Source organism: Lysobacterales bacterium, assembly GCA_016703225.1.
GTDB lineage: Bacteria > Pseudomonadota > Gammaproteobacteria > Xanthomonadales > Ahniellaceae > JADKHK01.
Window position 1 is genome coordinate 1,405,688 of record JADJCM010000001.1, and the last position, 21,260, is coordinate 1,426,947.

The following is a 21,260-nucleotide window of genomic DNA, read 5'->3' on the forward strand; positions in this document are numbered from 1 at the left end:
CGATTCAAGCCACGCGTAGCCCGGCCCGTGCCGACAGGATCGCCGCAATGACTTCCGGCGCGTACTCGAACGAGTCGTAATACAGCCGGTCCTCGGGCAGCCCGGCGGCATTGAACGCGCGTCGAGCAGCTTCGATCATCGGCGGCGGGCCGCTCATGTACACGTCGAAGTCGACCAGTTGCGGGAAGTCGGCGAGCACGACCTCATGCACCGCGCCGTGGCGGAAGCGCGCAGCTTCCCCGGCGTCGGGCTCGGACAGCACCGCGGTGTAGGCGAAAGCGGAATGGCGTGCCGACCACAGCGCCGGCAGCCCCGGCAGGTACAGGTCGGCCTCCTGGCGTGCGCCCCAGTACAGGTGCATCGGGCGCGCGCTGCCGAGATGCAGGAAATGTTCGATGATCGCCTTCACCGGTGCAAAGCCGGTGCCGCCGGCCATGAAGATCATCGCGCGCTCGGAGTCCTCGCGCGGCACGAACGTGCCGAGTGGTCCTTCCACACGCAGCAGGCTGCCGATCGGATAGGCCTCGAACAACTGCTGGGTGAAACCGCCACCGGGCACCCTGCGCACATGCAGTTCGATCAGGCCGGCGTCCTCGGGCGCATTCGCGATCGAGAACGCGCGGCGCTTGCCTTCGGACAGCAGCACATCGAGATACTGCCCGGCCAGCCAGCGGAACGGCTCGCCCTTCGGCGGCTTCAGGCGCACGCGCAGCACGTCGGGCGCGAGCAGGTCCTTGGCAACGATTTTCAGACTCAGCATGCGTCGCGGCAGGTCGGCCACGCTCGGCACTTCGCGCACGGCGATGGTCAGGTCGGTCGACGGATGCGCCTGGCACAACAACACATCGCCGCGTGCCCGCTCGTCCGCGCTCAACGCACGTGCCTCCTCGCCGTGCCGGCACTCGCCCGCAATCACCCGCGCGCGGCAACTGCCGCACAGGCCGCTCAGGCAGGAATACGGCAGCGCATACCCGGCACGCCGCGCTGCCGCCAGCACCGACTCGTCGTCGCCGACATCGAACTGGTGCCCGCTCGGCAGGATGGTGATGTGGAGTTTCACTTGCCAGACCCATCCGCGCTGAACGATTGGACTTGCCGAGTCTAGCGGCGGAGGGAGATCAGCCGAGTTCGCCAGGTCGACTTCCGCCATCGCGCTGCAACGGCCAGCACAGCAGCGCGGCGAGGTCGTGTTCGCCGGGGTAGTGGGTGGGATCGAACACGCCGACCGCTGCGGGTGCGCGGCCACGGCGGTAGGTCCCGAACAGCTGGTCCCAGAACGGCAATGCGGTGCCGAAGTTGCCGGCGTCGGCAGCGCGCGTGCTGTGGTGCGGTCGATGCAATTCGGCGCAGGCGATCAGCCAGTTCAGCGGCCCGATGGTGCCGGCGGCGGCGTGCGGGCTCCGGGCGCGTAGGGATTTCGGGCCGGGTCCATTTATGCGTGAGTTATCATGTTTATCGCCAATCGATAAACCTCATAAGCTCTGCATAAATAGCCCATTCGACACCGCCCGGAGACGTCGTTAAGGGGCACCGCATCGCCAGCGCGCAAGGCGGAAAATTGCAGTGCTACGTTTTCACCGACAAGCGGAGGAGTGCCGTCAATTGGCGATGACAGGTGAGGGGAGTGATGTTCGTGAGGCATTCCGGCACGGCCGATGGAAGCGCGCGGTGGTGATTGTCCTGTCGCCGTTGTTCGTGTTGTTCGCCATCCTGCATCCGCGCAGCCCAGGCACCGAGAGCATCTGCTTCGGTACGCCGGCCGGGGGTCGCATCGAGAATGCGGCCAGCCTGCCGCATCACGGCGACAACTTCTCCAGCTACAGCACGCTCGGCTGGCTGCTCGGGCGCCAGCATGTGCACAGACGCGTCCATGCCACATTGATCGACGCGACGAAGACACTGGAGACATCGCAGCCTGGCTTGCGCACCGTTTTTGGCGAAACCGGCTGGCCCTGGGGAGGGCGCTTTCGACCGCATCGCACCCACCGCAACGGCACCTCGGTCGACATCATGGTGCCGGTTCGTCGCGACGACCAATCGGTGCCGTTTCCGTCCGCGTCGTGGAACGGGTTTGGATATGCCGTCGAATTCGACCGCCAGGGCAGCCATGGCGACTACCGCATCGACTACGACGCGATGGTCGCTCAGCTGCTCGCCCTGAGCCGCGCCGCCCGACGCAATGGCATCGGCATCGACGTCGTGATCTTCGACAACATCCTGCAGCAGCAACTCTGGCAGGCGCGTGACGGGCGCAAGCTGCAGCAGGCGATGCGCTTCTCGCGCACGCCGGCGTGGATCCGTCACGACGAGCACTACCACATCAACTTCCGCGTGCCTTGCGGGTGAGCGTCGCCTTGCGCGCCGGCCTTGCCTATTTCGTGCTGGTGTTCGCACTCGGCTTCGTGCTCGGCGCGCTGCGGGTGTTGTTCTTGCAGCCTGCCCTTGGTGCCACCGCCGCGGTGCTGATCGAACTGCCGCTGATGCTCGCCGCGTCGTGGTGGGTTTGCGCGTGGTTGTTGCGGCGCTTCGCGGTGCCAAGTGTCGGCACGACGAGGCTGGTGATGGGCGGATGCGCGTTCGCATTGCTGTTGCTCGCGGAGTTCGCTCTCGCCACCATGGTCTTCGCGCAATCGCCCGCGATGTTCTTCGCCGGTTTTCGCGCGCCGCACGGCTGGCTCGGTCTGCTCGGCCAGCTGGGCTTCGCGCTGATGCCGTGGCTGCAACGCCGGCAGACGATGAAGCGCTGAGTTCAATGGGCGCGCGGCTTGGCGCGGTGCGTCGGCGTCGCAGTCCAGGGATCGTCGGGCCAGGGGTGTTTGGGGTAGCGGCCCTTGAGTTCCTTCTTGACCTCGGGATACGTGCGTTCCCAGAAGCCTTTCAGGTCGCGCGTGACCTGGATCGGATTGCGCGCGGGCGACAGCAGGTGCAGCACGACCGGGACTTTGTCCTTGGCGATGCGCGGCGTGTCGGCGAGACCGAACAGTTCCTGCAGTTTGACTGCGAGCACCGGTGCGTCGCCCTGGTAGTCGAGCTTGCGCGTCATCCCGCTCGGCACCGTCAGCTCGCGCGGCGCGTGTTCGTCGAGCAGTTTGCGTTGTGCGTAGTCGAGGCGAGAGCGCAGCGCTTCTCCGAGCGTGTCGCTGTCGAAATCGGACAGGCGCCAACGGCCTGCGAGGTAGGGCGCCAGCCAGTTGTCGAGTGTGGCGAGCAGACCGGCGTCACTGCAGTCGGGCAGGCCGAGCTCCGGGCAAGCCGCGCGCAGGAACTCAACGCGCGCCTGCCACTCGCGCAGGCCTTCGCTCCATGGCAATACCGCGAGCCCGAGCTGGCGCAGGCCATCGACCAGCATCGCCGCGGTTGCGGCGTCGCGCGGCGCCGGGACCGTGCGGCGTTCGAGCACGAGATCGGCGAAGCAGCGCTCCTCGCTGGCCTCGACCGCGCGCTTGTCGCGGTTGAAGCCGAGCGCGCGCCGGCTGTGGAAATGCGAGGCATACAGCTGATCCAGAGTGTCGGGATCGAGCGGCGCCGCGCGCTGGATCAGACTATCGCGGTCCTCGAAGCGCAGCTCGGACACGACCAGCCAGGGTTCGCCGAACAGCAGCGCGTTGTCGTGCAGGCGCGCGCCGCGGCCGTTCGACAGCTGGTAGCGCCGCAGCTGCGCCGCATCCATCTTCGCGATGCGGTCCGGATAGGCGAGCGCGAGCAGGTCACCCAGGTGATGATGCGAGCGCATCTGTGCCGATGCCTCGCGATCGAGCTGCAGGCGTCGTCGCCATTGCTTCGCGGTCTGGTCGATCAACGCCAGCGTGCCGCGATCGGCAGCTTCGATGCGGCGACCGCTGCGAAAGTCATGCACGGCATGCACGCGATCCCGCAGGTCCTCCGAACGTCGCGCATCAAAGCGCAGCGGGTCGCGGCCATCGAGCAGGGCGGCGACATCGCAGGCGAGTGCGCGCTCGTCGCCGCGCGCACGCACCAGCAGGTTGGCGATACGCGGATGGGTGCCGAACGCGAGCAGCCTCTTGCCATGCGCGGTGATGCGCGCGTCGCCATCGAGCGCATCGAGCGCCTGCAGCAAGGCGATCGCCGCGGCCTGCGCCGCTGGCGGCGGCGGGTCGAGCAGACGCAGCGCGTCCGTGCCCCACTGCTTGAGTTCGAGCACGAACGCGGCGAGTTCGGTGCGTGCAATCTCCGGCCGCGTGCCCGGTTCCAGGCGCTGGCTTTCCGGCCAAAGTCGATAGCACCAGCCTTCGGCGACACGTCCGGCGCGGCCGGCGCGCTGGGTCGCGGACGACTGCGCGATGTTCACCGTGTCGAGCCGACTCATGCCGCTACCGGCATCCAGACGCGGCTCGCGCGCGAGCCCGGAGTCGATGACCACGCGCACACCGGGCAGGGTCACGCTCGACTCGGCGACATTGGTCGCGAGCACGACGCGGCGACGATCGCCGGGGCGCAATACGCGTGCCTGTTCCTCGACCGACAATTCGCCGTGCAACAGCAGCACCTCGGCGTCGACCTCGGCGAGCACGCGTGCACACTGCTCGAGTTCGAACTTGCCGGGCAGGAAACACAGCAAATCGCCGGCATGTTGCGCCAAGGCCTGCTGCACCGCGCGCTTGAGCTGGAACGACAACGCTTCCTGCGGCCGTGCCGGGAAATGCGTAACCGTCACCGGATAACTGCGGCCGGCACTGGTCAGGCGCGGGCAGTCGAGGAAGCGCGCCAGCTTTTCGCCATCGAGCGTGGCCGACATCACCAGCAGGCGCAGATCCTCGCGCAGGCCGGCCTGCACGTCGACGCAGAGCGCGAGGCCCAGGTCGCTGTGCAGATGGCGCTCGTGGAATTCATCGAACAGGATCGCGCTGATGCCTTCGAGCATCGGATCGTCCTGGAGCATGCGCGTCAGAATCCCTTCGGTGACCACTTCGACCCGAGTCGCTGCGGAAACCTTCGATTCAAAACGGATGCGATAACCGACGGTGGCGCCGACCGCCTCGCCGAGCGACTCGGCCATGAAGCCCGCCGCCGCACGCGCGGCGATGCGCCGCGGTTCCAGCATCAGCACCTTGCCCGTGCACCACGGCGCAGCGAGCAGGGCAAGCGGCACCTGGGTGGTCTTGCCGGCGCCGGGTGGCGCTTCCAGCACCAGGCGCGGATGCGCCGCGAGTGACGCGACGATCTCGGGCAGCAGCGGGGTGATCGGGAGTTCGAGCGAGGCCATCAGCGCATTGTCGCGGGATGGCTGGGCAAAAGCATCGAAAGGCATCGCGGGCCGGAGCCCGCTCCCACTTTCGCCCGATGGGAGTTGGTCTAAGCGAATGTGGGAGCGGGCTCCGGCCCGCGATGCTCTGCCGGGTTACTTGCCCAGCGAAGCCTGCAACGCCTGCACCTTGGCGCGGTGCGCATGCACATCGATGCCGTAGCGCTCCTGCACCTGCTCGGCGCTCAGGCCTTCGGGCATTACGCCGCCGTTCTGGTCCATGATCATCTTGGCCAGCGAGCGCGGTGTGTAGGCCCGCTTGGAAGACTCTTCGACCGCCGCCGGGCCGGCGCCATTGTTCAGCACGAAACTGCGGCTGCCGGAGCGGAAACCGCGCACCGGGTAGTAGGGGCCGTTGCCGGGGGAGTTCGGGTCGTTGCCGAAGTACCACTCGACCACGCCCTCGAAATCGGAGGTGTTCACTTCGAGGTAGTAGGCCCAGTATTGCGCGGGCGAACTCGAGGTCTGGATCGCGTCGGTCACCACCACGACATGCTCGTCGCGGGTGGCGTCGTAGTAGCCGGCGGCATCGTGGTAGTAGAGCGCATTCGAGGTGCAGCGGCCGATCAACGAGGTGTCGGCGCGGCAGCCTTCGAAGAAGTCCGGCGTCGGCGTGCGATTGATCCGGTCGAACACCAGCACATCGCCGTAGTACGGAAACACCGAGTAGTCGCCGCCACGCGCATAGGCATCAAGGACAACCGACCACTCGCCGATCATGCGCTCGATTTCCTTGTCGGCGCCCCAAGCGGCGTAGTAGTCGAGGCGCTGAATCTGTGTGGTGCGTCCGCCCCAGGTCAGGGTGGCGCGGGTCTCGTCGTTCGGGTCGAAGATGATCTGGATCGGGCCGCCGGCATTCGCGAAATACTGCGGCACGAAATACGGGCCGCCGACCCACTGGCCGTTGGCATAGGAGTCGAGATTGCCGTTGTAGATGTTGTAGTAGGTGCTGCCGCCGACGCTGCTCGCGGTCAACAGCGCTGCGCTGGTGAACCAGGTCGGGCGGCCGAGTGTGTCGTAGACATAGGCCGCGAGGAACACCTGCTTGTCTTCGATCTCGATGGCGATGCCGGTACCGGACTCGCTCGGGTTGTACCAAAACCCGGAAGCCGGGGTGTAGGCCTGGGCCGAAACCGTGGTGGCCAGGGCGAGAGCAAATACGGCAGCGCGTGTCATCGAAAGCTCCTGTGGATGCGCGGCGGACGATGCGGCGCGCGCACTGAATCCGTGGTTAACCGCGCCACTATACTCGCGCCCCCATTCAGCCCGCGATGGCCATGCACCTGATCGACATCGGCGCCAACCTCACCCACGAGAGCTTCCAGCATGACCTGCCGGCCGTGCTCGAACGCGCGCGCGCGGCCGGCGTCGAACGCATCCTGGTCACCGGCGCCTCGCGCAGCGGCAGCGTCGAGGCCCAGCAGCTGGCCGCCGAACACTCGGGCTTCCTGTATGCGACCGCGGGCCTGCATCCGCACCATGCGCACGAATACGACGCCGATCTCGACGCCCTGTTGCGCGACCTGCTCGCGCACGACGAAGTAGTTGCGGTGGGTGAAACCGGGCTCGACTACCACCGCGACTTCTCGCCGCGCGACGCGCAGCGCTTCGCCTTCGAACAGCAGCTCGCCATCGCCATCGAGGTGCAGAAGCCGCTGTTCCTTCACCAGCGCGACGCGCACGCCGACTTCATCGCCATCCTGGACTCGGTGCGCGAGCGCCTGCCGCCGGTGGTCGTGCACTGCTTCACCGGCGAACGACAGGAGTTGATCGACTGCCTCGATCACGGCTTCCACATCGGCATCACCGGCTGGATCTGCGACGAACGCCGCGGCCAGCATCTGCGCGAACTGGTGCGTCTGATCCCCGCCGATCGCCTGATGATCGAGACCGACGCGCCCTACCTGCTGCCGCGCACGCTCAAGCCCAAGCCCAGCCACCGCCGCAACGAACCCGCGTTCCTCGCACACATCTGCGAAGAAATCGCGCGCGATCGCAACGAAGCGCCCGCCATCACCGCCGCGAACAGCACGGCGACGGCGAAACGCTTTTTCTGCTTGCCGGAGTGAGGGCGCCTCAGCCCGTTTGCTGGTCCTTCTTGCCAAACAGCTTCTTCAGCAGCGCCGCGGCTCCGACGAGGAGCAGGACCGCGAACTTCTTCAGGCTGAGCAGCAGCACGCCGAGCTTGGCGAACAGGCCCATCTTGCTTGCCGCAGCGCCCGCGACCAGTGCCGCCAGGCCGTAGCCGGCGACCTTGTCGGTGCCTTCGTTGAAGTCGGCATAGCGGTGGCCGCTGTCGAACTCGACCATGTGCAGCACCCGCTGCATGCCCTGCTGGATGTTCGCCAGGTCGCCCATGCCGCCGACCGCGTTCATGCTCAGGTAACCGCCGCGGCCGAGTGCGCGGATGTCGTAGTTCACGGTGTGCGCATCGGCGCCGGAGAAACTCAGTTCCTTGGCCCAGTGCAGCTTCTTCTGCTCGGCGTCGTAGCGCGGCGGGCTGGCCCAGCCGACCAGTTCGACGCGACCGTAGCCGGCCTGTTCGCGCTCGTCGTTGGCCGCTGCCGTCTCCTCCTGCATCGTCTTCAACATTTCGCTGTAGTCGATCTTTGCGGCCTCCTCGTCGGAAACGAAGCCATCATCGGAGTACGACAACACCACCGCCCAGCTGTCGTCGTCGGTGATCTCGATGCCGCCCGGGACCAGCATGCCGAGCACGTCCGCATCCGGCGGGTTGCCCCACAGTTCTTCCAGCACTCGACGCGTGTCGGCGGGTGCGAGATAGCGGAAACCGCCATCGAGGTGCAGGGTGGCGTGGGCGCCGGCCACCGCCACGTCGCCACTCTGGTAGTGCAGCGAGGCATTGAATTGGCGCGCGATTTCGGCCGGGTCGGCCTCTTGTTCCTGCGCTGTGGCGGCTGCGCAGGCGAATGCCAGCAACGCGGCGAGCGCCGCGGACGAAAAGGTCTTGAACATGGGTACCCCGATGGAAGGTGAAGGAAGCAGCGGCCGCTGCCCCCGAGCGCACGCTGCGCCGCCAAGTATCGGCGTTCGGGGTCAGGCGCGTAAACCCTTGCCGCGCACCAGCAGGTGCATCGAGATCACGCCGAGCACCAGGGTGAAGCCGAGCATCACCGCGAACGCGGTGGCGAGTGGCACGTCGGATACGCCGAGCAATCCGTAGCGGAAGGCGTTCACCGTGTACAGGATCGGGTTCAGCTCGGAAGCGCGTTGCCAGAGCGGCGGCAGCAGCGCGACGCTGTAGAACACGCCGCCGAGATAGGTGAGCGGGGTCAGGATGAAGGTCGGCACGATTGCGATGTCGTCGAACTTCTTCGCGTAGATGGCGTTGATGAAGCCGGCGAAGGCGAACATCACCGAGGTCAGCAACAGCGTGGCCAGCGTCACCAGCGGATGCTGCACCTGGATGCGGGTGAAGCACATCGCCACCACCAGCACGATCGCCCCGACCATCAGCCCGCGCGCCACCGCACCCAGCGTGTAGCCGAGCAGGATCACCCAGTTCGGGGTCGGGCTGACCAGCAGCTCCTCGATGAAGCGCTGGAACTTGGCGCCGAAGAAGCTGGAGACGATGTTGCCGTAGCTGTTCTGGATCACCGCCATCATGATCAGGCCGGGCACGATGAAGTCGATGTAGCGCATGCCGCCCATCTCGCCGATGCGCGAACCGATCAGCTTGCCGAAGATGGCGAAGTACAGCGTCATCGTGATCGCCGGCGGCACCAGCGTCTGGCCCCAGATGCGCAGGATCCGATGCACCTCGCGGAACACGATGGTCTTCAGCGCCTCCCAATTGCCGCTGGCGTTCATCGCGCACCTCCATTGCCGCGTTCGACCAGGCCGAGGAACAGTTCTTCCAGCCGGTTCGCCTTGTTGCGCAGCGAACGCACGCGGACGCCGCCGCGGTCGAGTTGCGCGAACAGCTCGTTCAGCGTGGTGTCGCGCGGCACATCGGCCTCGAGCGTGGTCGCATCGACGCGGCGCAGCTGCACCGCGCCGCTCATCGTCGGCGCCGCGTCCATGCTGTCGACCAGGTCGAGCACGAAGGTCTCGCGGTCGAGCTTCGCCAGCAGCGCCTTCATCGAGGTGTGCTCGACGATGCGACCGCGGTCGATGATCGCGATGTTGCGGCACAGGCTCTCGGCTTCCTCGAGGTAGTGCGTGGTCAGAATCACCGTCGTGCCGGCGGCGTTGATGCCTTGCACGAAGTTCCACATCGAGCGCCGGATTTCGATATCGACGCCCGCGGTCGGCTCGTCGAGGATCAGCAGGCGCGGTTCGTGCACCATGGCGCGCGCGATCATCAGTCGTCGCTTCATGCCGCCCGAGAGCGTGCGCGCGGCCACCTGCGCCTTGTCCCACAGCGACAGCTGGCGCAGGTACTTCTCGGCGCGTTCGCGCGCGAGCTTGCGTGGCAGGCCGTAGAAACCGGCCTGGTTGCTGACGATGTCGAACGGCTTCTCGAACTGGTTGAAGTTGATTTCCTGCGGCACCACGCCGACGCAGGACAGCGCCGCCTCGCGTTCGCTGCCGAGATCATGGTCGAAGATGCGGACGCTGCCGCCGCTGCGATTGACCAGCGAGGTGACGATGCCGATGGTCGTCGACTTGCCGGCGCCGTTCGGACCGAGCAGCGCGAAGAAGTCGCCCGCGGCGACGTCGAGGTCGATGCCGGCGAGCGCGGTCACGCCGTTGTCATAGGTCTTGTGCAGGTCACGGATGGAAAGCGCGAGTTCGCTCATGCAGCGCTCCAGAAATCGGCGCGCGAGGCTAGCACAGCGCATAGAATGCCGGCCTCGACGGAGGCGGCGCATGAGCCAAACATTCGATTTGCGGCTGGTGCGAGCGCGCATGCTGGCGCCGCGCGTGCGCGAGCTTGCGTTTCAGCGCGTGGACGGCGCGGCAGGCGCATTCATTGCCGGCCAGTTCCTGCAACTGCATTTCGGCGGCGCCGATGGGGTCGCGTTCAAGCGCAGCTACTCGATCGCAACTGTTGCCGGCGATGCGGCCAACGCCGGAGGGTTGATCGAGATCGCGGTGTCCTACGTCGAGGGTGGCGCCGCCACGCAGCGCCTGAGCGCACTCGCACCGGGGGAAATCGTGCAAGCGAGCGGGCCGTATGGCCGCTTCGTGTTGGCCACGGCCGACCGCAATGCACGCTACCTGCTGGTCGCGACCGGCACTGGCGTCACGCCCTATCGCGCGATGCTGCCAGAGCTTGCTCGGCTGCATGGCGAACGCGGCATCGACGTGGTGCTGCTGCAGGGTGCGCGCACCGGCGCCGAGCTGCTGTACGCGCACGAGTTCGATGCCTTCGCCGCCGCGAGCCCCTGGTTCCGCTACCTGCCCTGTCTGTCGCGCGAGCCGCGTCTCGCTCCTGGCGGAAACGACCGTCGCGGTTACGTGCAGCATGCATTCGCGGACCTGGTACTTGATCCGGCGCGCGACATCGCGTACCTGTGCGGCAATCCGGACATGGTCGACGCCGGCTTCGAGGCGCTGAAGGCCTGCGGTTTGCCGGTGCCGGCGATCCGTCGCGAGAAATACCTGAGCGCGCGTTGAGGCCTCAGCGCTCCGTCGCCGGCCGCAGGCGGCCGTCGGACTGCACCACGAAATCAACGGAACGCGCGGGTTCGCCATCCACCACGTGCAACTGCAAGGGCTGGCCGCGCCAGGACGGAACCGATGCGCTGCGCGCCAGCACGTGCGCAACTTCAGCGCTGCCTGCGTGCAGTCGCAGCGAATGCGTGCCCGCAGGCGTGGCAAGGATTCGCGCCGCGTCGTCGAGCAGCGCGGTCTGGACGGCGGCATCGCGATGGAAGCGCCGCAGTAGGTTCACATCGTGCCAGCACAGCAGCAGCAGGAGCAGCGCATGTAGCCAGCGCGTGTTGCGCCCGGGTGCGGGTGCGAGCCAAGCCAATCCCGCGGCCAGCGCAACACCGGCAAGCAGCGCGAAATGCGCCGAGGCCTTTGGCAGCAGCAGTGCGGGTCCGATCAGGGCCAGGCTCGCGGCGGTCACCGCCAGGCCGCGCCAGCGCGCGCGCTGCCAGCAGTCGCGCCACCAGAGCAGCACCAGCAAGCCGGCACCGAGTTGCGTCGCGACACTGCGCAGCGCCACGGTGTGCGCTTCCTCGACGCTCGGCAGCAGCGGGAACAGCAGGTAGTCGAGCACGCGTCGCGGCAGGTACGACAGCTGCCATGCGTAGTAGGGAACGGGGCTGGGCGGATGCAGCAAGGGATCCATGCGCAGCAGCAGGTACGTCGCCACCGCCACGCTGGCTGCGGCAGCGGCGACGATCCCTTCACGCCGCGCGTCGCTGACGGCGGCGTAGAGCAGCCATGCCAGCGGCAGCACCAGCGCCGATTCCTTGGCCAGCAAGGCCACCGCGGTGGACAGCAAGGCGATCGTTGCATGTACTGCCAGCGCCATCGGGCGTGCGCGCGCATGGCTGGCCAGCAGCATCGCGGCCAGTGCAATCGCCGCGACCAGCAGGTCGGCCAGGGTGCCGACCCAGCCGGCACTGAACACCGTCGTCGGCAGCAGCAGGAACAGCGTCGCCGCATTCCACGGCCGCGACGACTGCACCCCGAATGCGAGCAACAGCTGCCGCAGCAGCAGCGCGATGCCCACCATCGCCAGCGCGAACGCGGCGTGCGAGAACCAGGGTCGGTCGCCGCCCAGGTGGGCCAGCAGCAACCACAGGTTGAAGGTGAGCGGTCGATACTGGAACGGGCTCAGGTCGGTGAACGACACCCACGGCAGTGCCGCCAGCGTCGGTGCTGACCGCGCGCGGGCCAGCCACTGCAGTTCATCGGCGCTGAAGTAGCCGGGAATCGACGCAAGCGCGGCCACGAACACGCTGGCCAGCGCGAGGAACAAGATCCATGGGCGATGGCGGTGGAACATCTCGGGCGCTGGCATCGGCGCCGGATTCTGCCATGGCCGGCAGCGTGACGATCGGATCGTGGCAATTCCCGGCCACTCCTCTAGGATGCACGCCTCGCGTACGGAGGATGGCGATGAAACAGTGGCAACAGGTGGTGGCGACAGCAGTGGTCGCGGCCGCGATGATGGCGCCGGCAGTGGCCGCAGAGCGCAAGGTAGGGTCGCTGACCTTCCGCGACTGCGACCTGAAGAACACCATGGCCGGTGAGGTGATGGGCGGCCTGTGCGCGACGCTGGACGTGCCGGAGAACCCGGCCGAAGCGGGCGGCCGCAAGATCCCGCTGCGCATCGGCCTGGTGCCGGCACGCGCCGCGGAACCCGAGCCGGACCCGGTGTTCTTCCTTGCCGGTGGGCCGGGGCAGTCGGCGCTCGACAGTTTTCCGGCGATCGCCGCCGGCTTCGAGCGCATGCGCGAGAAGCGCCATATCGTGCTGATCGACCAGCGCGGCACCGGCGGTTCGAACAAGCTGGTGTGCAAGGGCGAGGGCGACAAGAGCGCGTTCGGCGACGAATCCGGCGACAGCCCGGACGCGCAGCGTGACTTCGCCGCCAAGTGTGCGACCGAACTCGCCGCGACTGCTGATCCGCGCCAATACACGACCTCGGTGGCCGCCGCCGACTTCGACGCCGTGCGCAAGGCGCTCGGCGCACCCAAGGTCAACCTGGTCGGCGGCTCCTACGGCACGCGGGCGGCGCAGACCTACCTGCGCTACTACCCGGACAGTGTGCGCAGCATGATTCTCGACGGCGTGGTGCCGCCAACGCTCGCACTGGGCAACGACCACGCCAAGAACCTGGAGGCGGCGCTGGCATCGATCTTCCAGCGCTGCCGCGAGGACAAGGCCTGCTTCGCCGCATTTGGCGACCCCGCCGAGGACCTGTCGCGGCTCAAGCTGCAGCTGCGCAGCGCGGCCAAGCCGGTGCGCTACCGCGACCCGGCGACCTGGGACTTGCGCGATCGGGAATTCGCGTTCGGGCACCTGGCATCGACGGTGCGTTTGTTCGCCTACGCGCCCGAAGCCGCCGCGTTGCTGCCGCACGCGCTGAACGAGGCGGCCGCAGGGCGTTTCGAGACGCTGATGGCACAGTCGGACATGGCCACCGGCGAACTCGGCGAGTCGATCATGCACGGCATGCAGCTGAGCGTGATCTGCAGCGAGGATGCAGGCCGCTTCGTGCTCGACCCGGACGATGCCGACAGCCTGCTCGGCACCGAGATGATCGAAATGATGCAGGCGCAGTGCGGCGCCTGGCCGAAGGGCGTGCGACCCGACAACTTCCACGACCCGCTGCGCAGCGACGTGCCGGTACTGCTGATGTCCGGCGAATTCGATCCGGTGACGCCGCCGCGCTACGGCGAGGAAACCGCGAAGGGTTATCGCAACGGCCGTCATCTGGTGGTGCGCGGGCGCGGCCACATCGTGTTGACCGCCGGCTGCATGCCCAAGCTCGCCGCCGAGTTCATCGACAAGAACGAGGCCAAGGCGCTCGACGCCAGTTGCCTGGACGTGATGCCGGCGATCCCGGCCTTCCTGAACGCCAACGGCTGGGGTCCCTGAGCCATGATCGAAGTTCGTGATTTGCACAAGGCCTTCGGCGCGGTGAAGGCCGTCGATGGCGTCAGCTTCAGCGCCGAGGACGGCAAGATCACCGGCCTGCTCGGCCCGAACGGCGCCGGCAAGACGACCACGCTGCGCATGCTGTACACGCTGATGAAGCCCGATCACGGCCATGTGCTGGTCGATGCGCTTGATGCGCAGACCGAGACCGTCGAGGTGCGGCGTCGCCTCGGCGTGCTGCCGGATTCGCGCGGCCTGTACAAGCGCCTGACGGCCCGCGAGAACATCCGCTATTTCGCCGACCTGCACGGCATGGACGGCGCGCTGACCGATACCCGCAGCAACGCGCTGATCCAGGCGCTCGGCATGCACGACATCGCCGACCGCCGCACCGAGGGCTTCTCGCAGGGGCAGCGGGTGAAGACGGCGATCGCGCGCGCGCTGATCCACGACCCGAAGAACGTGATCCTGGACGAGCCCACCAATGGCCTCGACGTGATGTCCACGCGCGCCATGCGCGGCTTCCTCAAGAACCTGCGCGACGAGGGCCGCTGCGTGTTGTTCTCCTCGCACATCATGCAGGAGGTGGCGGCGCTGTGCGATCACATCATCGTGATCGCCAAGGGCAAGGTAGTGGCGCAGGGTTCGCCGGACGCGCTGCGCGCGCAGACCGGGGAATCGAATCTCGAAGACGCCTTCGTGAAGGCGATTGGAACCGACGAGGGGCTGTTCGGATGAAGAACCCAATCTGGACCATCTTCCGCAAGGAAGTGCTGGAAAACCTGCGCGACCGCAAGACCGTGATCAACGCGCTGATCCTCGGCCCGATACTTGGGCCGCTGATCATGGCGATCATCCTCTCGACTGTCTTGACGCGCGAACAGAGTCGCGCCGAAAAGCCGCTGGACCTGCCGGTGGTGGGAGCGGAGCGGGCACCGAATCTGGTCGCGTTCCTGGCCACGCGCAACCTCAAGATCGAACCGGCGCCGAAGGACCCGGAGGCGGCGATCCGTGACCAGGACAAGGAAGTCGTGCTGCGCATCGGAGAGGACTTCGGCGAGTCCTGGGCCGAGGGCAAGCCGGCCGAGGTCGAGATGCTCTTCGACTCCTCGCGCCAGGACACCGGCGGCGCCACGCGTCGCGTCGAGGACGCGCTCAAGGCCTACGGCCGGCAGGTCTCGGCCTTGCGCCTGGTGGCGCGCGGCATCAGCCCGCTGATCACGCACCCGCTGGCCGTGGTCGAGCGCGACCAGGCCTCTGAGGTCGCACGTGGCGCGATGATCCTGATGATGTTGCCGTACATGCTGATCATGGGTGCGTTCATGAGCGGCATGTACCTGGCCATCGACACCACTGCGGGCGAGCGCGAGCGCCAGTCGCTGGAGCCGCTGCTGGCGACGCCGGTGCCGCGCGGCCAGATCATGCTCGGCAAGCTCGCCGCGACCTCGGCCTTCGCCATCACCTCGCTGCTGCTGACCCTGATCGCCTTCGCCCTCGTGTTGCCGCAATTGCCACTGGCCAAGCTCGGGCTGAAGTTCAATTTCGGGCCGCTGGTGTTCCTGCAGATGCTGGCGGCGCTGGGGCCGGTGGTGCTGCTGGCCTCCTCATTGCAAACACTGATCGCGGCGAACGCGAAGAGCTACCGCGAGGCGCAGAGCTGGCTCGGCATGTTCACCATCATCCCGGCGATTCCGTCAATGATCATGATGGTGGTGCCGGTGAAGACGCAGCTGTGGATGTTCGCGGTGCCGCTGCTGGCGCAGCACCACGCTATCATGAAACTGGTGCGCGCCGAGCACATTGGTTCGATGGAGTGGCTGACGCTGGCGGCCAGCGGCCTGCTGATCGCCGGCATCGCCGCGGCCATCACCGCACGCATCTACCACCGCGAGAGTCTGGCGGTTTCGGCGTAGGCGTCAGTTCGCCGCGAACTTCCTTCTCCCACCGGGAGAAGGTGGCGCGTAGCGCCGGATGAGGGCAGCTCTCCCGCGCCTCGCCCTCATCCCCGGCCCTTCTCCCGGGGGGAGAAGGGAGAAAGAGGTCAGCGGCCTTGATCGAATTACCCCCGCCGCCCGCGCGAGCTGCCGAGCTTGCGGGTGATGGTGTTGCGGCCGATGCCGAGCAGTTTCGCGGCTTCGACGCGGTGGCCGCGGGTGAGTTCGAGCGCGGCTTCGAGCAGGGTCTTGTCGAACAGTTCGCGCGCCTCGTCGAACACGCCGGCGCGGCCGTCGCGCAGCGAGCGCTGGATGGCGTGGCGCAGGGCTTGGGGCCAGTCGGTATCGCGGCTGTCGCGGCCATCGCGGCCGGAGGCCGCTCCTACCGCACCGTCGAGACTCAAGGAGCGGCCTCCGGCCGCGATCGCCGCAATCTGTGGATCGGTCAGGAACGCCGGCAACTCGTGCACCCCGATCTCGCGTCCGGCAGTGATCACCGCCAGGCGTCGGCACAGGTTTTCGAGCTGGCGCACATTGCCCGGCCAGTCGTGCGCCTGCACGCGTTGCAGGGCTTCAGCGCTGAAGCGTTTCGGCTCGACCCGCGCTTCGCGCGTGGCGCGGTCGAGGAAGTTCTGCGCCAGCAGCGGGATATCGTCGCGACGCGCGCGCAGCGGCGGGATGTCGAGGCGAACCACGTCGAGGCGGTGCAGCAGGTCGGCGCGGAACTCGCCACCGGCGACGCGCACTTCGAGGTTCTGGTGCGTGGCAGCGACCACGCGCACGTCGACGCGGATCAACTCGCGGCCGCCGACGCGATAGAACTCGCCTTCGGCGAGCACGCGCAGCAGCCGCGTCTGCAGCGCAATCGGCATGTCGCCGATCTCATCGAGAAACAGCGTGCCACCTTGCGCCTGTTCGAAGCGGCCGATGTGGCGCTTGTGCGCGCCGGTGAAGGCGCCGGCCTCATGGCCGAACAACTCCGATTCGAGCAGTTCGGCCGGAATCGCGGCCGTGTTCAAGGCCACGAACGGGCCGCGCGCGCGCAGCGAGTGCTGGTGCAGGGCGCGCGCTACCAGTTCCTTGCCGGTGCCGGTTTCGCCGGTGATCAGCACGTTCAGCGGCGTGCCGGCGACGCGACCGATGGCGCGAAACAGTTCGCGCATCGGTTGCGACTCGCCCAGCAGGGACAGTGCTTCATCGGCGACCGGCGCCACTTCGGACGTCGCCGCGGAGCCGGCAAGTGCGCGTTGCGCGAGCCGGGTCGCGGCATCCAGATCGAAAGGTTTGGGCAGGAAATCGAAGGCGCCGCCGCGAAACGCGGCGCTGGTGCTGGCGATGTCGGTGTAAGCGCTCATCACGATCACCGGCACCTCCGGCTTCGTGCGTTTGAGCATCTCCAGGAACTGGAAGCCGTCGGTGCCGGGCATGCGTACGTCGGTGAACACGACATCGGGCGTGGCGTGCGCCAGCACCGACAGCGCGGCGCGCGCGTTGTCGAAATCGCGCACGGTGTAGCCGGCGTCGCGCATCGACTCGGCGAGCACGAAGCGCACCGAGCGGTCGTCGTCGAGAATCCAGATTTCACTCATACGCCATTGTCGCCGGGATCGCGCTCATAGGGCAGCAGCAGCGTGAACACGGTATGGCCCGGCCGACTGATGAAACCGAGGCCACCGCCGTGCTCGCGTGCAATTTCCTGGGCCAGCGCCAGGCCAAGCCCGCTGCCCTCGGCGCGTCCGGACACCAGCGGCAGCAGCACCCGCGGCGCCAGTGCTTCGGGAATGCCGCGACCGTCGTCGATCACGTCTACGCGCAATGCCAGCTTGTGCGTCGCGTCGCCGATCGGCACGCCGTGCTCGGCGCGAGTTCGCAGGCGCACTTCATTGGCGCCGGCCTCGAGCGCATTGCGCACCAGGTTCAGCACCGCCTGGATCAGCCGATCGCGATCGCCCAGCAACTCGGGCAGGCTCGGGTCGTAGTCGCGGGTGATGCGCGCGCTCCAGCCGGCATCGGCTTCGGCCAGCGCGCGCACGCGTTCCAGCACGTCGTGGATGTTCAGCGCCGCGAATGGCCGGCTCGGATGCGGATCGAGCAGGCGCTCGACCAACTCGGCCAGGCGCTGGGTCTCGGCGTCGATCACCTCGATGTAGCGGCGCGCGTCGGCATCATGGACGCGGCGCGCCAGCAGCTGCGCCGCGCCACGCAGCCCGGCGAGTGGATTGCGCACCTCATGCGCGAGCCCCTTCAGCGTCGCCGCGAGCGCACTCGGCAGCGCCGCAGCCCGTTCGGCTTCGGGCAGGTCGATATCGCGATGCCATTCGATGACGAAGGCGATGTCGCCGTTCACGACCGGGATGCAGTGGATGTCCGCACGCAGGTCCAGATCCGGCTTCGGCTGGAACAGCGCATTCGCCAGACGCTGCGTCTGCCGCTCCGCCGCGCAACGTGCCAGCGCCGCGTCGAGCAGTTCGCCGACACCGCCCAGATCGCGCACCGCGATCCCGCTCCAGCGCCGCGCCCCGGCCCCGGTCCACGCACAAAAAGCCGCGTTCGGCGCGACGATGCGATGCGCGCCGTCGACCAGCAGCACCGGCAGGCTCAGGGCATCCAGTAGCGGCAACGATTCGCTCAGGGACATTGGGGAAGGAGTGCTTCGCGGTCGCCGACATGGGTACGGGTCACTCCACCACCTCCCAGCGCCCGCCCTTGCGTGGCCCAACAAAGCGTAGCCGTCCCTGCTGCTGCAGGTGGGCCGCCGCGCGTTCCACCGCACGCACTGATTTGCCGACGATCGAAGCCACCTCGCCCAGCGTGCAGGTTGGATGGGTAGCCAAGACCGCCAAGATGCGCTCGGGCGTCTTGGGCCGTCCAACCACCGGCATTTCTACCGGCGTTTCTACCGGCGTTTCTACCGGCGTGACCGAATCGACGGTGCTGTTCAGCGAGGCACCGATCACTTGTTTCAAGGCCTCGAAGATGGCATCCAGCAGGAACCCGATGAACCCGCCGCAGTCGCCGGCTTGATCGGCTTCGCCCAGCATTCGGTAGTAATCGGACTGACGGTGCTTGATCACGCTCTCGACCGGCAGGAAGGCCAGCACCGGCTGCCAGCGGCTCAGGATCAGTGTCTGCCAGAGCCTCCCGATGCGCCCATTGCCGTCGCTGAAGGGGTGGATGAACTCCAGTTCGTAGTGGAAGGCGCAGGAGGCGATCAGCGGATGGGCGTCGGTGTTGGCGAGCCAATCCAGCAGGCCCTGCATCAGCGCCGGCACGCGACTGGCCGGCGGTGCCATGTGCACGACCTGCTGGCCCTGATAGATGCCGACACCACCGGTGCGCAAGCGTCCCGCGTCCTCGACCAGCCCGCGCATCAGGCGCTGGTGCCCGTCCAGCAGATCGTTCAGGCGGGTGGGCTGCCAGTCCGCCATCGCCTCGTAGGCCGCAAAGGCATTGAGCACCTCCTGGATCTCGCGGGGCGTGCCCAGCACCGGCTTGCCGTCCAGCAGCGCCGTGACCTGCTCGACCGACAGCGTGTTCTGTTCGATCGCCAGCGAAGCCTGGATGCTGCGAATGCGGTTGCCGCGCCGCAACTGCGGCAACAAGGCCGCAGGGTTCGCCGCGTTCCACCTGGCCACCAGCTCCGCGATCTCGGCAACGCGACTGAGCATGACGTTGGTGAGCTGGAATGGTGGTGCTTGGGTCATGATGTCGCAGCTTCAACCGTCGGCAGGGATGGTTGCACCAGAGGGTCACGGCCGCGGGGGACGCGTGTCGGATGCTGGTGCTTATCGCACCCCTCGCATTCGGCGGTCCGATGTTGCGCTGTGGGTTGAGCACTGGTCAAGGAAGCATGCAGGCAAACGCCCGGCTCAAGGCCGGGCGTTTGCTCACTGCGGGTGATGCGTCGGGCTCAGATCGAGTAGTACAGCTGGTACTCCAGCGGATGGGTTGCGGCGCGGAACTTGGTGACTTCCTGCATCTTCAGTTCGATGTAGGCGTCGATCATGTCGTCGCTGAACACGCCGCCGGCTTTCAGGAACTCGCGATCGGCATCGAGCGCGTCGAGGGCCTGGTCGAGCGAATGGCAGACGGTCGGGATGTCCTTGGCTTCTTCCGGCGGCAGGTCGTAGAGGTCCTTGTCGCTCGGTGCGCCCGGGTCGATCTTGTTCCGGATGCCGTCGAGGCCGGCCATCATCAGCGCGGCGAAGGTGAGGTAACCGGAGTTCACCGGGTCCGGAAAGCGGATTTCGATGCGGCGTGCCTTCGGGCTCGACACCCACGGGATGCGGCAAGAGGCCGAGCGGTTTCGCGCCGAGTAGGCGAGCATCACCGGCGCCTCGAAGCCCGGCACCAGACGCTTGTAGCTGTTGGTGGTCGAGTTGGTGAAGGCGTTGATCGCACGCGCGTGCTTGAAGATGCCGCCGATGTACCACAGCGCCAGCTGCGACAGGCCGCCGTAGCCGTCGCCGGCGAACAGGTTCTGGCCGCCCTTCGCGAGCGACTGGTGCACGTGCATGCCCGAGCCGTTGTCGCCGACGATCGGCTTGGGCATGAAGGTCGCGGTCTTGCCGTTGCGGTGGGCGACGTTCTTGACCACGTACTTCATGTTCATCAGCTCATCGGCCTTGGCGACCATGGTGTTGAACTTGACGCCGATCTCGCACTGGCCCGCATTCGCGACCTCGTGATGGTGCACTTCCACCGTCTGCCCCATCGCCTCCAGCACCTTGCACATCTCGCCGCGGATGTCGTTCAGCGAGTCGACCGGCGCGACCGGGAAATAGCCGCCCTTCACGCTCGGACGATGACCGGTATTGCCCGCCTCGAACTTCCTGTTGGAACTCCACGCCGCTTCTTCCGACTCGATCTCGAAGCCGGTGGCGTTCATGTCGTTGCGGAAGCGGACGCTGTCGAAGATGAAGAACTCCGGCTCCGGGCCGAAGAACGCGGTGTCGGCGATGCCCGAGGATTTCAGGAAAGCTTCGGCGCGCTTGGCGGTGGTGCGCGGGTCGCGCGAGTAGGCCTGCATCGTGCTCGGCTCGAGCACATCGCAGACCAGGATCAGGGTGGCGTGTTCGGTAAACGGGTCGAGCACGGCGGTGGCTGCGTCCGGCATCAGCACCATGTCGGACTCGTTGATGCCCTTCCAGCCGGCGATCGAGGAGCCGTCGAACATCTTGCCGTCCTCGAAGGTGCTGGCATCGATGGCGTGGGCCGGGAAGGTCACGTGGTGCTGCTTGCCGAGCATGTCGGCAAAGCGCAGGTCGACGAATTCGACCTCGTGGTCCTTGATCATCTTCAGCACGTTTTCGACCGACATCGCAGCACTCCGTTGGGTTGAGGTGCGACCTCAAGCGCAATCCGCGTGCCAAGTCGACGACACGGCCAATCAAGGACTTGGGGAAGCCATCCGGAGCATGGCCGGGCCGCTTGCTCGAATAAGGGGCAATGCGCACCAGTACAGTGCAAGCGCCAGAGCGCTCGCAGGGCTTGTAGGAGCGATCCCGGCGTTGCTAGCGTCAGTTCTTCCCTGCGGA

Annotated in this window: 19 protein-coding genes; 7 read left to right on the plus strand and 12 right to left on the minus strand. The window is 67.1% G+C overall.

Going from position 1 to position 21,260, the window contains the following annotated elements:
• Positions 1-4: 4 nt before the first annotated feature.
• Together IPG63_06105 and IPG63_06110 are read right to left on the minus strand one after the other, a co-directional pair.
• Positions 5-1,150, minus strand: a complete 1,146-nt coding sequence (locus IPG63_06105) for a CDP-6-deoxy-delta-3,4-glucoseen reductase (protein MBK6726822.1) — start codon at positions 1,148-1,150, stop codon at positions 5-7.
• Positions 1,119-1,340: a hypothetical protein gene (locus tag IPG63_06110; GenBank protein MBK6726823.1), complete on the minus strand. Its 222-nt coding sequence runs from the start codon at positions 1,338-1,340 to the stop codon at positions 1,119-1,121. The genes IPG63_06105 and IPG63_06110 overlap by 32 nt, the downstream gene beginning before the upstream one ends.
• Positions 1,341-1,668: 328 nt before the next feature.
• Here IPG63_06110 and IPG63_06115 point away from each other — a divergent pair, with 328 nt between their 5' ends.
• On the plus strand, positions 1,669-2,346 hold the full coding sequence (locus tag IPG63_06115) for a penicillin-insensitive murein endopeptidase (GenBank protein MBK6726824.1): 678 nt from the start codon (positions 1,669-1,671) through the stop codon (positions 2,344-2,346).
• 8 nt (positions 2,347-2,354) lie between these two features.
• Positions 2,355-2,747, plus strand: a complete 393-nt coding sequence (locus tag IPG63_06120) for a hypothetical protein (protein MBK6726825.1) — start codon at positions 2,355-2,357, stop codon at positions 2,745-2,747.
• Positions 2,748-2,749: 2 nt separating this feature from the next.
• Here the strand turns inward: IPG63_06120 and hrpB are convergent, their stop codons facing one another.
• Positions 2,750-5,224: an ATP-dependent helicase HrpB gene (hrpB, locus tag IPG63_06125; protein MBK6726826.1), complete on the minus strand. Its 2,475-nt coding sequence runs from the start codon at positions 5,222-5,224 to the stop codon at positions 2,750-2,752.
• 135 nt (positions 5,225-5,359) lie between these two features.
• Positions 5,360-6,439, minus strand: a complete 1,080-nt coding sequence (locus tag IPG63_06130) for a hypothetical protein (GenBank protein MBK6726827.1) — start codon at positions 6,437-6,439, stop codon at positions 5,360-5,362.
• Between the two features lie 101 nt (positions 6,440-6,540).
• On the opposite strand from IPG63_06130, the gene IPG63_06135 reads away from it, so the two are divergent.
• Positions 6,541-7,332, plus strand: a complete 792-nt coding sequence (locus tag IPG63_06135) for a TatD family hydrolase (protein MBK6726828.1) — start codon at positions 6,541-6,543, stop codon at positions 7,330-7,332.
• A 7-nt stretch (positions 7,333-7,339) separates the two neighbouring features.
• Here IPG63_06135 and IPG63_06140 read toward each other — a convergent pair whose 3' ends face one another.
• The 3 genes from IPG63_06140 to IPG63_06150 form a co-directional block, all read right to left on the minus strand.
• The gene (locus tag IPG63_06140) at positions 7,340-8,239 is read right to left on the minus strand and encodes a DUF2167 domain-containing protein (protein MBK6726829.1); all 900 of its coding nucleotides are present in this window, start codon (positions 8,237-8,239) and stop codon (positions 7,340-7,342) included.
• Between the two features lie 81 nt (positions 8,240-8,320).
• Complete coding sequence (locus IPG63_06145; GenBank protein ID MBK6726830.1) at positions 8,321-9,094, minus strand: ABC transporter permease; 774 nt, start codon at positions 9,092-9,094, stop codon at positions 8,321-8,323.
• Positions 9,091-10,026 (minus strand): ABC transporter ATP-binding protein, encoded by a 936-nt coding sequence (locus IPG63_06150; protein MBK6726831.1) that lies wholly within the window; start codon positions 10,024-10,026, stop codon positions 9,091-9,093. The genes IPG63_06145 and IPG63_06150 overlap by 4 nt, the downstream gene beginning before the upstream one ends.
• 70 nt (positions 10,027-10,096) lie before the next feature.
• Between IPG63_06150 and IPG63_06155 the strand changes: the two genes are divergently transcribed.
• Entirely contained in the window at positions 10,097-10,846 is a 750-nt protein-coding gene (locus tag IPG63_06155; GenBank protein ID MBK6726832.1) for a ferredoxin--NADP reductase, read from the plus strand.
• 4 nt (positions 10,847-10,850) lie between these two features.
• Here the strand turns inward: IPG63_06155 and IPG63_06160 are convergent, their stop codons facing one another.
• Positions 10,851-12,206, minus strand: coding sequence for a hypothetical protein (locus tag IPG63_06160; GenBank protein ID MBK6726833.1), 1,356 nt, complete (start codon positions 12,204-12,206; stop codon positions 10,851-10,853).
• Between the two features lie 98 nt (positions 12,207-12,304).
• Between IPG63_06160 and IPG63_06165 the strand changes: the two genes are divergently transcribed.
• From IPG63_06165 to IPG63_06175, 3 genes are read left to right on the plus strand one after another with little or no spacing between them, the layout of a single operon-like run.
• Entirely contained in the window at positions 12,305-13,789 is a 1,485-nt protein-coding gene (locus tag IPG63_06165; GenBank protein MBK6726834.1) for an alpha/beta fold hydrolase, read from the plus strand.
• A 3-nt stretch (positions 13,790-13,792) separates the two neighbouring features.
• A complete protein-coding gene (locus IPG63_06170) occupies positions 13,793-14,527 on the plus strand; it encodes an ATP-binding cassette domain-containing protein (GenBank protein MBK6726835.1) in 735 nt (244 codons plus the stop codon).
• Positions 14,524-15,702, plus strand: coding sequence for an ABC transporter permease (locus IPG63_06175; protein ID MBK6726836.1), 1,179 nt, complete (start codon positions 14,524-14,526; stop codon positions 15,700-15,702). The genes IPG63_06170 and IPG63_06175 overlap by 4 nt, the downstream gene beginning before the upstream one ends.
• A gap of 146 nt (positions 15,703-15,848) precedes the next feature.
• On the opposite strand, the gene ntrC is transcribed toward IPG63_06175, so the two are convergent.
• The 4 genes from ntrC to glnA all read right to left on the minus strand — a co-directional run bounded on the left by ntrC (position 15,849) and on the right by glnA (position 21,043).
• Positions 15,849-17,312 (minus strand): nitrogen regulation protein NR(I), encoded by a 1,464-nt coding sequence (ntrC, locus tag IPG63_06180; GenBank protein ID MBK6726837.1) that lies wholly within the window; start codon positions 17,310-17,312, stop codon positions 15,849-15,851.
• On the minus strand, positions 17,309-18,361 hold the full coding sequence (locus tag IPG63_06185) for a PAS domain-containing sensor histidine kinase (GenBank protein MBK6726838.1): 1,053 nt from the start codon (positions 18,359-18,361) through the stop codon (positions 17,309-17,311). Before IPG63_06185 ends, ntrC begins: the two co-directional genes overlap by 4 nt.
• A gap of 40 nt (positions 18,362-18,401) precedes the next feature.
• A complete protein-coding gene (locus tag IPG63_06190) occupies positions 18,402-19,427 on the minus strand; it encodes a Fic family protein (GenBank protein MBK6726839.1) in 1,026 nt (341 codons plus the stop codon).
• 206 nt (positions 19,428-19,633) lie between these two features.
• Positions 19,634-21,043 carry a type I glutamate--ammonia ligase gene (glnA, locus tag IPG63_06195; GenBank protein ID MBK6726840.1) on the minus strand — a complete coding sequence of 470 codons (1,410 nt, stop codon included), beginning with the start codon at positions 21,041-21,043 and terminating at the stop codon, positions 19,634-19,636.
• Positions 21,044-21,260: the final 217 nt, after the last annotated feature.

Coding starts and splice junctions, on each gene's coding strand:
- IPG63_06105 (MBK6726822.1), bottom strand. CDS start 1,150: ATGGCGGAAGTCGACCTGGCGAACTCGGCTGATCTCCCTCCGCCGCTA.
- hrpB (MBK6726826.1), bottom strand. CDS start 5,224: ATGGCCTCGCTCGAACTCCCGATCACCCCGCTGCTGCCCGAGATCGTC.
- IPG63_06130 (MBK6726827.1), bottom strand. CDS start 6,439: ATGACACGCGCTGCCGTATTTGCTCTCGCCCTGGCCACCACGGTTTCG.
- IPG63_06135 (MBK6726828.1), top strand. CDS start 6,541: ATGCACCTGATCGACATCGGCGCCAACCTCACCCACGAGAGCTTCCAG.
- IPG63_06140 (MBK6726829.1), bottom strand. CDS start 8,239: ATGTTCAAGACCTTTTCGTCCGCGGCGCTCGCCGCGTTGCTGGCATTC.
- IPG63_06145 (MBK6726830.1), bottom strand. CDS start 9,094: ATGAACGCCAGCGGCAATTGGGAGGCGCTGAAGACCATCGTGTTCCGC.
- IPG63_06150 (MBK6726831.1), bottom strand. CDS start 10,026: ATGAGCGAACTCGCGCTTTCCATCCGTGACCTGCACAAGACCTATGAC.
- IPG63_06155 (MBK6726832.1), top strand. CDS start 10,097: ATGAGCCAAACATTCGATTTGCGGCTGGTGCGAGCGCGCATGCTGGCG.
- IPG63_06160 (MBK6726833.1), bottom strand. CDS start 12,206: ATGCCAGCGCCCGAGATGTTCCACCGCCATCGCCCATGGATCTTGTTC.
- IPG63_06165 (MBK6726834.1), top strand. CDS start 12,305: ATGAAACAGTGGCAACAGGTGGTGGCGACAGCAGTGGTCGCGGCCGCG.
- IPG63_06170 (MBK6726835.1), top strand. CDS start 13,793: ATGATCGAAGTTCGTGATTTGCACAAGGCCTTCGGCGCGGTGAAGGCC.
- IPG63_06175 (MBK6726836.1), top strand. CDS start 14,524: ATGAAGAACCCAATCTGGACCATCTTCCGCAAGGAAGTGCTGGAAAAC.
- ntrC (MBK6726837.1), bottom strand. CDS start 17,312: ATGAGTGAAATCTGGATTCTCGACGACGACCGCTCGGTGCGCTTCGTG.
- IPG63_06185 (MBK6726838.1), bottom strand. CDS start 18,361: ATGTCCCTGAGCGAATCGTTGCCGCTACTGGATGCCCTGAGCCTGCCG.
- IPG63_06190 (MBK6726839.1), bottom strand. CDS start 19,427: ATGACCCAAGCACCACCATTCCAGCTCACCAACGTCATGCTCAGTCGC.
- glnA (MBK6726840.1), bottom strand. CDS start 21,043: ATGTCGGTCGAAAACGTGCTGAAGATGATCAAGGACCACGAGGTCGAA.